The following is a 12,699-nucleotide window of genomic DNA, read 5'->3' as shown; positions in this document are numbered from 1 at the left end:
GCCCGTTCAGGTCATCGTCCCCTGGGGGACGGAAGTCAATCATTCCCTCGCGCTGCTCCGCGGAAGCGGAGCGCTGCGGTGCTGACCTGCAAGCTTCACGGCCTGGTTCGGCGGAGCGCTCAGTCAACGGAGGGTGCCGGATGCTCGGTGCGGAGCACGTCGGCGTTCGCGCCCCAGTATCGCACACTGCTCCTGCGGGGAGCGGAGCGAACCGCCGCTCGATCCCATCGCATCGCACTGCGGGACGGACCAGGACCTTAGCCCTATCGGTCCCAAGCCGGGAGCACTACCCTGAGACCGTCCCCTCACCCATTCCTTCAGATTGCAAAGGACGCAGCATGGAGGCTCTTGATTTCGCACGGTGGCAGTTCGGCATCACAACCGTCTACCACTTCATCTTCGTCCCCCTCACCATCGGCCTCTCCCTCCTCGTCGCGATCATGCAGACCGTCGCCTACACGTCGAAGGATCCGGTCAAGGCTGACTCGTGGACCCGACTCACCAAATTCTTCGGCTCCATGCTGATCGTCAACTTCGGCATCGGCATCGCCACCGGCATCGTGCAGGAGTTCCAGTTCGGCATGAACTGGTCGGAGTACTCCCGCTTCGTCGGCGACATCTTCGGCGCACCACTGGCCCTGGAGGGCCTGATCGCCTTCTTCATGGAGTCGACCTTCCTGGGCCTGTGGATCTTCGGTTGGAACCGCATGTCGAAGAAGGTCCACCTGCTGACGATCTGGCTGGTCGCCCTCGGCACCACCGCGTCCGCGTACTTCATCATCGCGGCGAACTCCTTCATGCAGCACCCCGTCGGCGCTCAGTTCAACCCGACCACCGGCCGCGCTGAGCTCGACCCGGAGGCCGGCGGCATCTTCGCCGTCCTCGCCAACCCGACCACCCTCGCCGCATTCCCGCATGTGATCGCGGGCGCCTGGCTGGTCGCCGCCGCGTTCGTCACCGGCATCGCCGCCTTCCACATGGTGCGCCACCACAACCGCGCCCAGGAGCTCGAGGCCGACACCGCTGCCGCCCAGGAGCACACCCACCTCGCCCGCGAGGTGTTCCGCCCCGCGGTTCGCTTCGGCACCCTCGCCATGGTCATCTCCGCACTGCTGATCTTCGTGTCCGGCGATGTTCAGGCCAAGCTCATGTTCCAGCAGCAGCCGATGAAGATGGCGTCCGCTGAGGCGATCTGCGAGGACCAGGAGGGCGTGCCGTTCTCCATCCTGACCGTCGGCGGCCCGGAGGCGTTCAAGCAGAACTGCTCCGACGTCACGCACCTCATCGAGATCCCGTACGTCACCTCCATCCTGGCGACCAACAACCCCAACGCTGAGCTGCGGGGCGTGGAGAGCCTGCAGAAGGAGTACAAGGAGAAGTTCGGTGACACGGTCGTCAACGCCGCCGGCGAGACCGTCGAGGCCGACTACCGTCCGAACCTGTTCGTCACCTACTGGTCCTTCCGCCTCATGATGGGCTTCGCCGTCTTCTCCGGCATCCTCGCCGTCTGGGCATGGTGGGTCACCCGCGGCAAGGGCGAGATGCGCCGCACCACCGGCTCGAAGTGGTTCGCCCGCTTCGCAGTGCTCGCCATCCCGATGCCGTTCCTGGCGAACTCCGCCGGCTGGGTGTTCACCGAAATGGGCCGCCAGCCCTGGGTGGTGCACCCCTCCCCCACCGGTGACCCGATGGTGCGCATGATGACCATGCAGGGCGTCTCCGGACACCCCGACTGGATCGTCATCCTCACTCTCGTCGGCTTCACCCTCATCTACGGCGCCCTTGCGGTGGTCTGGTACTACCTGATGCACAAGGCAGCGGTGAAGGGCGTCTCCGCCCCGCAGCGCGTCACCGCCGACGACGGCGCCAAGCAGCTCGACACCCCGACCATCAGCTTCGGCTACTGAGGCACAAGGAGACTCATCATGGATGCAACATTCCTCCAGATCCTCTGGTTCGCGCTGATCGCGGTGCTGTTCCTGGGCTACTTCGTCCTCGAAGGCTTCGACTTCGGGGTCGGCATGAACGTGTTCCCGCTCGGCAAGGGCGATGAGCGCCGCAAGAAGCAGATCCTGCGCACCATCGGCCCCGTGTGGGACGGCAACGAGGTGTGGCTGCTGGTGGGCGGCGGCGCCATGTTCGCCGCCTTCCCGGAGTGGTACGCCACGCTGTTCTCCGGCGCCTACCTCGCCCTGTTCGTCATCCTGCTCGCGCTCATCGTGCGCGTGTGCGCCTTCAAGTACCGCGACAAGGTGGACAGCCCCACCTGGAAGAAGGCGTGGGACTGGATGCACTTCATCGGCGGCTTCGGCCCCGCCCTCCTGTGGGGCGTCGCCTTCGCCAACATCGTGCGCGGCTTTGAGATGGAGGCGAATGCCGGAGGCAACTCCGTCATCACCACCACCCTGCTGGGCCTGCTGAACCCGTTCGGCATCCTCGGCGGCCTGACCTTCGTGCTGCTGTTCTGGCTGCACGGCACCCTGTACCTGGCCCTGCGCACCACGGGCGACCTCCGCGAGGACGCCAACCGGCTCGCCGGCCGCATCGCGATCCCCACGATCGTGGTCGCCGCCGTGTTCGTGGTGTGGGCCCAGATCGCCCACTCCCACACCTGGTGGACCTGGATCCCGCTGGTGATCGCGGCGCTCGCCCTGATCGCCGTGGTGCCGCTCAACCGTGCTCGTCGTGAGGGCGCCGCGTTCGGCGCCACCTCCCTGGCGATCGCGATGGCGACCATCCAGCTGTTCGGCGGCCTGTTCCCGTACGTGCTGCCCGCGGTCAACGACGACGCCCTGTCGCTGACGGTGACCAACGCGTCCAGCACGGAGTACACCCTGACGGTCATGACCATTGCTACGGTGGTGCTCCTGCCGATCGTCCTCGCCTACCAGGCCTGGAGCTACTGGGTCTTCCGTCACCGCGTGACCGGTGAGGACACCCCGGCTCCCGGTTCCGGCATCGTCGGCCGTGTGCGCGATGAGTACCGCGCCGCGTTCGACACGGATGATCACCGCACCGAGACCGCCCGCTGACTTCGGTCAGCTGAGAGGGAATTAGAGCACGTGGCTCGTCGACAGCCTCCCCTGGACCCCCGCCTCATCTCTGAGGTCCGCAGTGCCCGCCAGCACCTGGCGCTCACTGTCGCAGCGGGTCTGGTGGAGGCTGTCGCCATGATCACGGTCGCCTGGTGCGTGGGGCGCCTCGGCGCCGCGGTCCTCCAGCACAACCAGTGGCCGCTGGAGCACCCCGGGGTGCTCGGCGTGCTCACCCTCGCCCTGGCGGTGCGCGCCCTCACCCAGTGGGTGCGGGAGCTCACCGGCCACCGCGCCGCTACGCGCACCATCGCGCAGCTGCGGCAGCGCCTCATGCGCCACCTCGCGCTCGCCGGCCCCCGGGGCCGCGTGGACGCGAACGGAAGGCCGACGGAGGCCGCGTCGTCCGCGGCGCTCGCCACCACCGGCCTGGAGGCGCTGCGCCCCTACATGACCGGGTACGTGCCGCAGCTGGCGCTCGCCGCCACCGTCACCCCGCTCGCGCTCCTCGCCATCGCCTGGTGGGACCTGACCAGCGCGATCGTGGCGCTGGTGGCGATCCCCCTGATCCCGGTCTTCATGATCCTCATCGGTCGCATGACCGAGAACGCCTCCCAGCGGTCCCTCGGCACGATGCGCACTCTCTGGTCCCAGACCCTCGACCTCGTGGAGGGCCTGCCGACGCTGCGCGCCCTCGGCCGGGAGCGCGGCAGCGAGCAGATCGTCGAAGGCCTGGGCCGCGAGCACAAGTCCTCGGCGATGCGCACCCTCGCGTTCGCGTTCCTGTCCTCGTTCGTGCTGGAGCTCATCGCCACCCTCGGCGTCGCCCTGATCGCCGTCTCGATCGGCCTGCGCCTGGTGTACGCCGAAATGGAGCTGTTCCCCGCGATCGCCGTGCTGGTCCTCGCCGCCGAGGTGTACCTCCCGCTGCGGCTCGTGGGGCAGCAGTTCCACGCCTCCGCCGACGGCGTCGCCGCCCTCGACGCCGCCTTCGCCGTGCTCACCGCTCCTCTGCGTCCCGAGGGCTCTACGGCAGCCCCTGATCTGCGCACCACCACGATCCGGATCGAGGACCTGTCCGTCACCGGCCGCGACTCGACCGCCCCCGCGGGACTGAACGTCGTCATCGAACCCGGCGGGGTGCACGCCCTCACCGGCCCGTCGGGCTGCGGAAAGTCCACCGCCGTCAGCGCCCTGCTGGGCCTGCTGACGCCCACCGATGGCCGCATCGTCCTCGAACCGGCCGGATCCGCCCCCATCGACCTGGCCGACGTGGACCTCCCCGCTCTGCATGAGCAGGTGACATGGCTGCCGCAGCGCCCGGTCATCGGCCCCGGCACCATCCGGAAGATCCTCACCGGCAGCGCCGCAGCCGACGGCACCGCCCCCGACGATGAGCAGCTGCGCGCCGCCATGGACGCCACCGGCCTCGGCGACGTCATCGACGACCGCGGTTGGGACGCCGTGATCGGCCGCGGCGGCACCGGCCTCAGCGTCGGCCAGCGGCAGCGGGTCGCGCTCACTGCGGCCCTGCTGCAGCACCGGCCTCTGGTGATCCTGGACGAGCCCACCGCCCACCTCGACGGCGAGAGCGAGGACCGCGTCATCGCCGTCATCGACCGTCTGCGCGACGCCGGCTCCACGGTCCTCATCATCACGCACCGCACCAGCCTCCTCGAGGTCGCGGACCGCGTCACTCCCGTCCGGTCGGCCGTCCCCGCGGCTGCGGACGAGACCGCGGAGGTGCCGGGATGAGCCAGCACCGAAGCGTCCCCGACCTCGAGCACGCTGAAGCACCCGCCAGCGCCGACCGCCGCCTACTCGACCAGCACGACCAGGAGCCGGACCGCCCCCTCTCCCCCATCATCCTGATGCGGGCGCTGATGGAGATTCCGCCGCGGTCGATCATTGCGGCTGTCGCCGCCGGCGTGGCGACCCTGGCGGCTGCGTTCGCCCTCGCCGCCGTGTCCGGCTGGCTGATCACCACTGCGTGGACGATGCCGCCGGTGCTGGACCTGTCCATCGCCGTGGTGTCGGTGCGGGCGCTCGGCATCTCCCGCGGCGTGTTCCGGTACGTGGAGCGCATGCTCACGCACGACGCCGCCCTCACCGGTGTGATGAACCTGCGCACGAACCTGTTCACCAACCTGTCGCGCCGCACCGACGACCATCTGCAGCGCCTCAAGCGCGGCGACCTCCTCGCCCGCATCGGCGACGACGCGGAGGACATGGCCGATGACGTCATCCGCCACGTCATCCCAGCGATCGTCGCGGCCGTCATGGCCGTGCTGGTTGTGCTCACGTTCTTCCCCTTCGCGCCGATCGCTGCCCTGTTCATGCTGGCGTCCCTGCTGATCGCGTCCCTGTGGGCGCCGTACGCCGCCTACCGGGCCGCTCAGCACACCGAACGCGCCCTCGTGCAGCGGCGCATGCGCCTGGCGGCGATCACCCTCGACATCGCCGACAACGGCGACGCCATGCGGGTCGCCGGCACCCTCGAGACCGCCCTGGCCGATCTCAGAGACGCCCAGGCGGACCTCGATCGGGGCCTGGACGAAGCGGCGCGCCCGTCGGCCTTCGCACAGGCCGGCGTCATGCTCGCCATGATCCCCGCACTGGTGGGCTCCATCCTCGCGGCGGGCGCCGTGCACCTCCTGCCGGCCGACGGGTTCGCCGGCGGCATCGTCCCCACCACCGCCGGCATCGTCGGCCTGCTCCTGCTGCTGCCGCTGTCCAGCTTCGAAGCGGCCACCGTCCTGCCCGCTGCGGCCCGCCAGAAGGCCCGATCGGAAGCCGCCGCGGAGCGCCTCAGCGACATCGCCGGCACCGGTGAGATGCCCGACATCGACGACGACGCCCACCGCGCCGCCGCCCTCCCCGCCGTAGACAAGGGCCACCGGGCGCTCACCCTCGCCGCCACGAACCTCACGGTCGGCTGGGTGCCCGGCACGCCCGTGCTGCGGGACTTCACCCGCACGTTCGCCCCCGGCTCCCGCACGGTCGTCCTCGGCGCATCGGGCCGCGGCAAGACGACGCTGCTGCTGACCCTGGCCGGACTGCTGGCACCGCTGCGAGGACGGGTCTCCGTCGGCTCCCATTCGAGCGGGCAGTGGGTGTCCCTCGCAGGCCTTGACGAGCAGCAGCTGCGCGGGCACATCACCTCCTACGCGGAGGACGCACACCTCTTCGCCACCTCCCTGCGGGAGAACATCCGGGTGGCCCAACGCGATCTCGATGACGAGCAGATCCGCGGTGCTCTCACCGACGCGGGCCTCGGCGGCTGGGTTGCGGGCCTGCCGGGCGGGTTGGACACCATGCTCGGGTCCGGCGGCACCGACGTCTCCGGCGGTGAGCGCCGCCGCATCCTGCTGGCGCGCGCCATCGCCCGCCGCTCACCCATCACCATCCTGGACGAGCCCACCGAGCACCTCGACGAGGACACGGCGCACGCGCTGATGCAGCGCATCCTCGGCACCGGCGAGGACGCCCTCTTCGAGCACTGCACCGTCATCGTGGTGACCCACGACCGCCGCTTCACCGAACTCGGCGCCGACATCATCGACCTGGAGGACCCCGCATGGCACGCGTGACCCGCATCGACGAACTGACGCTCGCCGTGCTCAACGGCGACGACGACGATGAGCTGCTCGACTACCTGATGGACGCATCGTTCTCGGACCTCCACGCCGACACCCTGATGCTGCTGCTGCCAGCGGGGCCGCGCGCCTGGTCCTGCGAAGTGGTGCGCGGCCGCTACCGCGACGAACTCATGGGCCGCGACGTCCGCTACGAACCGGAAGCGCCGGGCCGCTCCAGCCGCATGGCGCGCACCCTCGACTCGCAGAACGCCCCCGGGTTCGACCTCCTCACCTGGGAGGCGATCTCCCGCACCCTCACCGGGCACTACCTCGACCCCTACGAGCAGGACGACCTGCCGATCCCCGGCACGCTCTGGGCCGACGGGGACCGACGGCCCCACCCCGAAGCCCCCACCCCGCAGGTGCTGACGCGCGTGGTGGAAGCCGGGCGCGACGCCGTCGGCCTCCTCATCGCGGTGCGGTTCCCCGCCGGCTCCGAGCAGACCGCCGACGCGTCCTTCGACCGGGAGTCCACGATCCTGGCGGACGCCCTCGCCTCGGTGATGTCGTTCGCCCTCAACAACGCGAGCGCCCGCTCCGTCATCGAGGACGATGTCGCCACCGAACGGGACCGCATCGCTCGGGACCTGCACAACCTCGCGATCCAAGAGCTGTTCGCGGCGGGCATGCAGCTGGAGTCCGCAGCGAAGTCCGCGGAACGGTTCCAGGAGTTCCGGGAGAACGGGCCGGTCGCGGAATCGCTGCGGCAGTCGATGGCGTCACTGGAGAACTCGATCGCGCAGATCCGCCACATCGTGCAGTCGCTGCGCAACGAATCCGATGAGCTGACCCTCACGCAGCTGATCCGCCATGAGTGCGCGATGGCGATCGCGGGTCTCGGGTTCGCGCCGTCGCTGCAGTTCCACTCCTCGATGGACGACCTCGATGCCACGAACCCGGAGCTGACCGCTGACGTGGTGGCGGTGGTGCGCGAATGCCTCGCGAACGCCGCCCGGCACGCCCACGCCTCAGCGGTCGCGGTGACGGTGACGGTTCTGCGCGAGGGCGTGGACCGGGTGGTTCAGGTCAACGTGTCGGACAACGGCCGCGGCATCGACCCGTCGGTCACGCGGCGTTCGGGCCTGGCGAACATGCGCTCGAGGGCGCGGCGGCACGCCGGGTGGGTCGATGTGTACCCGTTGGAGCCGGGCACCATGGTGTCCTGGCGGGCGACCGAGTTCGCGAGCTGAGCAGGTCCGCTCAGCTGTCCTTCCAGTCGGCGCGGCGGTTCGCGACGACCCACGCCGCCACCTGGGTGCGGCGCTGCATCCCCATCTTCTGGAGGATGCCGGTGATGCGGTTCTTCACGGTCTTCTCCGCGATGCCGAGATGCTCGGCGATCTCCCGGTTCGGCAGACCGTCGCCGATGAACTGGACGATGCGGGACTCCACGGGGGTGAGGTCGAACTCGTCACCGTCGTCCTTGCCGGCCGGCCACATGGTGCCGCCGGCGGCGACTTCGACGATCGCACCGGTGATCTCCGCCGACCGCGCCGACTTCATCAGCAGGCCCCTGGCACCCGCCTGGCGGGACTCGCGGATCGCGGCGGTGTCGTTGAAGGAGGTCAGCACCAGCATCGGCTGGTCCTCGCGCAGAGATCGGGCGATGTTCATGACGTCAATGCCGGTGCCGTCGGGCAGCTGGAGGTCGACCACGAGGAGGTCGGGGCGCACGGCCGGCAGGCGGCGGTGCGCTTCGGCGACGCTGCCGGCCTCAGCGACAACGGTGAGTCGCTCGTCGGCATCGATCGCCGCAACGATGCCGCGGCGCACAACCTCGTGGTCGTCCACGATCATCACTCGGGTCTGCTGGTCCATGGGCGAAGGATCCTCCATCACTCGACACGGCTGGGTCCCCAGCCGCACTCGGACACTCTATCGGCGTTGGCACCTCGTGCACACATACGACGAACGGTTCTGGAACACATGCCGGCGGATCGGTGCGCGGCAGCGCGGGCACGGCTCGCCCTCGCGGCCGTAGGCGTTCAGCGAGCGGGCGAAGTAGCCCCATTCGACTCGTTTATGACGCTCACCAATGGCCAGTCGAGTCGTCATTCCAGTGGTGATTCGATGGGGACTCGACTCCCTAACGTGGGCTGGCCACACCGTCAGTGAAGCGATCGAGGGCACTGGTCCACGCCTTCGACGAGCTTACGCTTCGGGCGTCACGAGCTCTGCCCTCGCCCAACGCGCAATCATCCGGAGTTGCGGATGCTCCCTCACGATCGCTCGCTGACGATCCGCGGGCAGCCCGATCTCGTGCAGGAGATTCAGGATCACCACGCCCGCCGTGACCTCGACGACGGCGACTAGCTCCTCGAACTCGTGCCTGGGGGTGCGTCCCTCGTGAGCCAGGTCGTTGCGGGCCTTTACCGTCCTGCTGGCCCATCGTTCAACATCAGGAACGAGCACCGACACCGCCTCCTGGTCAGGCCGATTGACAAGAGCCTCCAGCCGGTCGCGGAGAGTCATGTCGTTGCGGATCGCGGACTTGAGCCGCTCCCGCTGACCCTCCGGAGCGACCTCAAGCATCGCCTCGCGCATCTTCTTGAACTCAGCATTCGGCATCGGGAGCTCTTCGATTCCCAGCGCCCGATGGAGGGCTTCGGCAGCGCCGACCGCCATGAGAAGACGGCTCTCGACGTACTGCGCTGGCGCGTACCGCAGCGCCAAGATCAGGTCCGTCGAGGCCCGGAGGCGATCACGCACCGCACACCATCGCGGGACGATCTCCTGGAAGGGGATGTCACTGCAGGTGAAGAACACTCTGTGGTGCTCGATGGCCTTTGCATCCCGCTCCCCCACTGCGGCGGGCGAGTAGAGCACCTCGACATAACGCTCCATCGGATGCCGTTCGGCCCCCGGCCCGTCTCCCTTAAGTTTCAGCCGCAGCCAGATCACCCCGGCAGCACGATGGGTCGCGAGCGAGATCAGGTCCTGCAGAGACTTCGCGGACGCGAGCGCTTCCTCGAAGGAGCACGCGTCCGGCGGAGCGACCTGCAGGAAGACCGTGTCACGGATCCGCGCTGTCGTCCTCCCGCGAAGCTCGTCGACGTACGGAGGATTACGAAGATGCTCAAGTGAGTACTCGGTGCCGTCGACCAGGACCGACGTCGACTCCAGCGGCTTCGCGCAGATCGAGCCACTGCCATCGAACGGCGTCCCGCCTGGGCCGCCGATCGACGACGAGAAGACCCCGTCTGCCGCCCAGCGGCCGAGATCCTCGACGGAGATCTGAAGTCCTTCGAATAGTGCAGCTTCCGCGTTCGCCGCGTGGACGCCGATCAGCGCGGATTGAGCCGAAACCACCTGCTTGTCGGGGCTCTTCACTCGCGCGCCGAAGCTTCGGTTCGTGCTCGTCGGGATGCACCCAAGGAGGGTGATCTCCCTATTCTGAGCGACGCCGAGTATGACGTCCCACAACCGCGTGCCTTCATGCACATGCGTCACGCCTGGTCGGGGCGACGTCATGACCCGGTCCTCGAAGGTGCCGATTAACGTTAGTTCCGCACCGCCGTCACGGTCGTATCGCAGCACGCCCGGGACGCGCTCATCCGGCGCGTCGGGCAACCACCACAGCCCAGACCACTCGTGGGATTCGATCAGATGCAGCCGCTCGGTCGGCATATGCGTCCCGTTACCTTGTGAGCACCCCGATGGACGGGGTCTGGTCGCTCGGCCGGGTATGGCTTTGTTGCCCTGCCATTGATGGTCCGGGGGGTGTTGCCGCCCGGTCGAGAGACACGCGTTGACCGCTGATAGGGACACGGCCCAGCTCTGTCTGAGGTCTCTTCGTAACGTGGGTGCCGGCATCGGGTGTCGAGACTGCGGCCAGCAGTGATGAGGAGGACAGCGTCATGAACACAGGGTTCGCGGTCGTGATCGGCCTGGACGTCGGAAAGACAGCTCACCACGCGTGCGCACTCGACCCGGAGGGGAACAAGCTGTTCGACAAGCCCCTCCCGCAGGACGAGACCAAACTTCGCGAGCTGTTCACCCAGCTGCAGAACCACGGCGAAGTGCTGCTGGTCGTCGACCAGCCGAACACCATCGGAGCGTTGCCGATCGCGGTGGCCCGGGATACCGGCTGCACAGTCGCCTACCTTCCCGGATTGGCGATGCGGAAGGCCGCGGACCTCTATCCGGGCAGGTCAAAGACTGATGCGCGGGATGCTTTCATCATCGCCGACACGGCCCGCACCATGCCTCACACCCTCCGGCAGGTCGATCGCGACAGCGAGGTCCTCTCCGCACTGAAGGTCCTTGCCGGGTTCGACGAGGACCTCGCCCACGAGACCACAAGGGCGCTGAACCGGATCCGGTCCCTGCTCACCCAGATCCACCCCGCGCTCGAGCGCGTCTTCGCAGGCGGGAAGCTTTCCACTGGGCTCGTGCTGGACCTGCTGGAGAAGTTTGGCGGACCCACCGGCCTCCGAAGTGCCGGCCGAAGGAAGGTGCTGCGGTTCGCCCGCGCGCATTCACGCCGCGACCCCGAGACGCTGGTCGAGCAGATCTTCACAGCCCTTAGCGAGCAGACCGTCATCGTGCCCGCCACCGCAGCGGTTGAGCTGGTGATCCCCCGAGTCGCTGGCCAGGTTAAAGAGCTGAAAGAACAGCGCGCGACCGTGGCCCACGAAGTGGAGGGCATGCTGGAGGACTTCCCTCTCGCCTCGGTCTTGATGAGCATGCCGGGGATCGGCATCAAGACCGCCGCCCAGATCCTCCTCGCGATCGGTGATGGCTCCGCGTTTGAGTCCGCCAGCCACCTCGCGGCCTATGCCGGGATCGCGCCGGTCACCCGCAGATCAGGCACCTCGATCCGCGGAGAGTTCCCCGCCCGGTCAGGGAACAAACGCCTGAAGAACGCCCTGTTCTACTCCGCCTGGGTCGCCTCCAACCACGACCCCATCTCCAAGGCCTACTACGATCGCAAACGCGCCGAAGGCAAACGGCACAACGCCGCCGTGATCTGCCTAGCCCGCCGCCGCTGCAACGTCATCTACGCCATGCTCCGCGACGGCACCTACTACCAGCCACCGACAACCGCCCCTACCCCCGAGCCGACCGCTCTCGCGGCTTGACTCGAAACATAGGGACACCCCCCTACAAGAGTGGTGCCCCGGGAGTCCGGGCTAGGCGGCCCGGATAGTCACCGGAGCATACGCCTTCGATTCTAGCAGTGCCGGCTGCTCAGCCCGCCTGGCGAGACTTCACGAAGATCCCCTGTAGGCACCCCACGGCCTCCCCGCCGACCTTACGTCTCGTCCGCTTCGCCTGCTTCTCTGCAAGATGGTCGGGAAGCACCTTACGCAGAGCGCTCTCCTGGTCGCGTGTCAGCGGCTGCGCGGTGGCTCGGATCCTTCGAACATGTTCCTACCGAGCCGCGTGACCGAACACCTCGTCGAGCTCAGAGACCCGGGCCCAAAGCCTTAACCGTGTGCTGCCCATCGCGAGCCGTGGAGGCTTCTATGCGCTCCGTCAGAACCCCAGCCTTGATCCGCCGGCGAATGGCCTGCGGGCTGCACGACTCGCGCTCTGCCGCCGCGGCGATGTCGATCCACTCGTCTTCTGACCCCATGCCCTACTCGCTCCTTCGCATTGCCCGGAGCCTGACGCGAACGCGATCACCCCCCGGACCAACTAATGTGACTCATAGTCCGTGGACTCATGGTCATCGTAGCGAAACCGTTGAGATATGAGGGAGTCCGCGCACCGCATCGCATTCGGCGAGCATCTCCGCGAACTCCGCCAGGAGCGAGGCTGGGCGTCTCAAGAGGCCTTCGCTCACCACGTCAGTCTCGACCGCACCTACATAAGCGGCCTGGAGCGGGGCCGCCGCAACTCGACGCTCGTCATCAGCGTCAAGCTCGCTCACGGGCTTGATGTCTCCCCCGCGGAGCTCCTCGCGACGGTCAACTAGCTAGCACTCCCCCGAAGTGGCGCGATCTCACGTATACGTGTGAGCCGCCCCTTCCTGGGTCACGAAGTGAGGCGCTGGAATGGCTATCAGCCGAGAACCTTGACGGTCT

At 68.1% G+C, this 12,699-nt stretch carries 9 protein-coding genes and 1 pseudogene; 7 read left to right on the top strand and 3 right to left on the bottom strand.

What is annotated here, in order from left to right:
* Positions 1 to 338: 338 nt before the first annotated feature.
* From R3I40_RS03685 to R3I40_RS03665, 5 genes are read left to right on the top strand one after another with little or no spacing between them, the layout of a single operon-like run.
* A complete protein-coding gene (locus R3I40_RS03685; RefSeq protein WP_285262090.1) occupies positions 339 to 1,907 on the top strand; it encodes a cytochrome ubiquinol oxidase subunit I in 1,569 nt (522 codons plus the stop codon).
* An 18-nt stretch (positions 1,908 to 1,925) separates the two neighbouring features.
* Positions 1,926 to 3,032 (top strand): cytochrome d ubiquinol oxidase subunit II, encoded by a 1,107-nt coding sequence (gene cydB, locus R3I40_RS03680; protein WP_239376578.1) that lies wholly within the window; start codon positions 1,926 to 1,928, stop codon positions 3,030 to 3,032.
* Between the two features lie 30 nt (positions 3,033 to 3,062).
* The gene (cydD, locus tag R3I40_RS03675) at positions 3,063 to 4,787 is read left to right on the top strand and encodes a thiol reductant ABC exporter subunit CydD (RefSeq protein WP_285262089.1); all 1,725 of its coding nucleotides are present in this window, start codon (positions 3,063 to 3,065) and stop codon (positions 4,785 to 4,787) included.
* A complete protein-coding gene (gene cydC / locus R3I40_RS03670; RefSeq protein ID WP_285262088.1) occupies positions 4,784 to 6,622 on the top strand; it encodes a thiol reductant ABC exporter subunit CydC in 1,839 nt (612 codons plus the stop codon). The genes cydD and cydC overlap by 4 nt, the downstream gene beginning before the upstream one ends.
* On the top strand, positions 6,610 to 7,860 hold the full coding sequence (locus tag R3I40_RS03665; RefSeq protein ID WP_317700102.1) for a sensor histidine kinase: 1,251 nt from the start codon (positions 6,610 to 6,612) through the stop codon (positions 7,858 to 7,860). The genes cydC and R3I40_RS03665 overlap by 13 nt, the downstream gene beginning before the upstream one ends.
* Before the next feature lie 10 nt (positions 7,861 to 7,870).
* Here the strand turns inward: R3I40_RS03665 and R3I40_RS03660 are convergent, their stop codons facing one another.
* The 3 genes and pseudogenes from R3I40_RS03660 to R3I40_RS03650 all read right to left on the bottom strand — a co-directional run bounded on the left by R3I40_RS03660 (position 7,871) and on the right by R3I40_RS03650 (position 10,297).
* Positions 7,871 to 8,488 (bottom strand): response regulator, encoded by a 618-nt coding sequence (locus R3I40_RS03660; protein WP_285262086.1) that lies wholly within the window; start codon positions 8,486 to 8,488, stop codon positions 7,871 to 7,873.
* A gap of 57 nt (positions 8,489 to 8,545) precedes the next feature.
* Positions 8,546 to 8,677: pseudogene (locus tag R3I40_RS03655) on the bottom strand (zinc finger domain-containing protein); the annotation flags it as partial.
* A gap of 144 nt (positions 8,678 to 8,821) precedes the next feature.
* On the bottom strand, positions 8,822 to 10,297 hold the full coding sequence (locus tag R3I40_RS03650; protein WP_317700101.1) for an ApeA N-terminal domain 1-containing protein: 1,476 nt from the start codon (positions 10,295 to 10,297) through the stop codon (positions 8,822 to 8,824).
* 230 nt (positions 10,298 to 10,527) lie between these two features.
* Between R3I40_RS03650 and R3I40_RS03645 the strand changes: the two genes are divergently transcribed.
* The gene (locus R3I40_RS03645; protein ID WP_183375371.1) at positions 10,528 to 11,751 is read left to right on the top strand and encodes an IS110 family RNA-guided transposase; all 1,224 of its coding nucleotides are present in this window, start codon (positions 10,528 to 10,530) and stop codon (positions 11,749 to 11,751) included.
* Positions 11,752 to 12,365: 614 nt separating this feature from the next.
* The gene (locus tag R3I40_RS03640) at positions 12,366 to 12,590 is read left to right on the top strand and encodes a helix-turn-helix domain-containing protein (RefSeq protein WP_239374942.1); all 225 of its coding nucleotides are present in this window, start codon (positions 12,366 to 12,368) and stop codon (positions 12,588 to 12,590) included.
* Positions 12,591 to 12,699: the final 109 nt, after the last annotated feature.

The organism is Helcobacillus massiliensis, assembly GCF_033106145.1.
GTDB lineage: Bacteria > Actinomycetota > Actinomycetes > Actinomycetales > Dermabacteraceae > Helcobacillus > Helcobacillus massiliensis.
The sequence above is the reverse complement of the archived record's forward strand: the minus strand, read 5'-3'. Positions and strand labels throughout refer to the sequence as shown.

Bases quoted from the DNA above. Each gene is read 5' to 3' on its own strand.
- R3I40_RS03685 (WP_285262090.1), top strand. From the start codon at position 339: ATGGAGGCTCTTGATTTCGCACGGTGGCAGTTCGGCATCACAACCGTC.
- cydB (WP_239376578.1), top strand. From the start codon at position 1,926: ATGGATGCAACATTCCTCCAGATCCTCTGGTTCGCGCTGATCGCGGTG.
- cydC (WP_285262088.1), top strand. From the start codon at position 4,784: ATGAGCCAGCACCGAAGCGTCCCCGACCTCGAGCACGCTGAAGCACCC.
- R3I40_RS03665 (WP_317700102.1), top strand. From the start codon at position 6,610: ATGGCACGCGTGACCCGCATCGACGAACTGACGCTCGCCGTGCTCAAC.
- R3I40_RS03660 (WP_285262086.1), bottom strand. From the start codon at position 8,488: ATGGACCAGCAGACCCGAGTGATGATCGTGGACGACCACGAGGTTGTG.
- R3I40_RS03650 (WP_317700101.1), bottom strand. From the start codon at position 10,297: ATGCCGACCGAGCGGCTGCATCTGATCGAATCCCACGAGTGGTCTGGG.
- R3I40_RS03645 (WP_183375371.1), top strand. From the start codon at position 10,528: ATGAACACAGGGTTCGCGGTCGTGATCGGCCTGGACGTCGGAAAGACA.
- R3I40_RS03640 (WP_239374942.1), top strand. From the start codon at position 12,366: ATGAGGGAGTCCGCGCACCGCATCGCATTCGGCGAGCATCTCCGCGAA.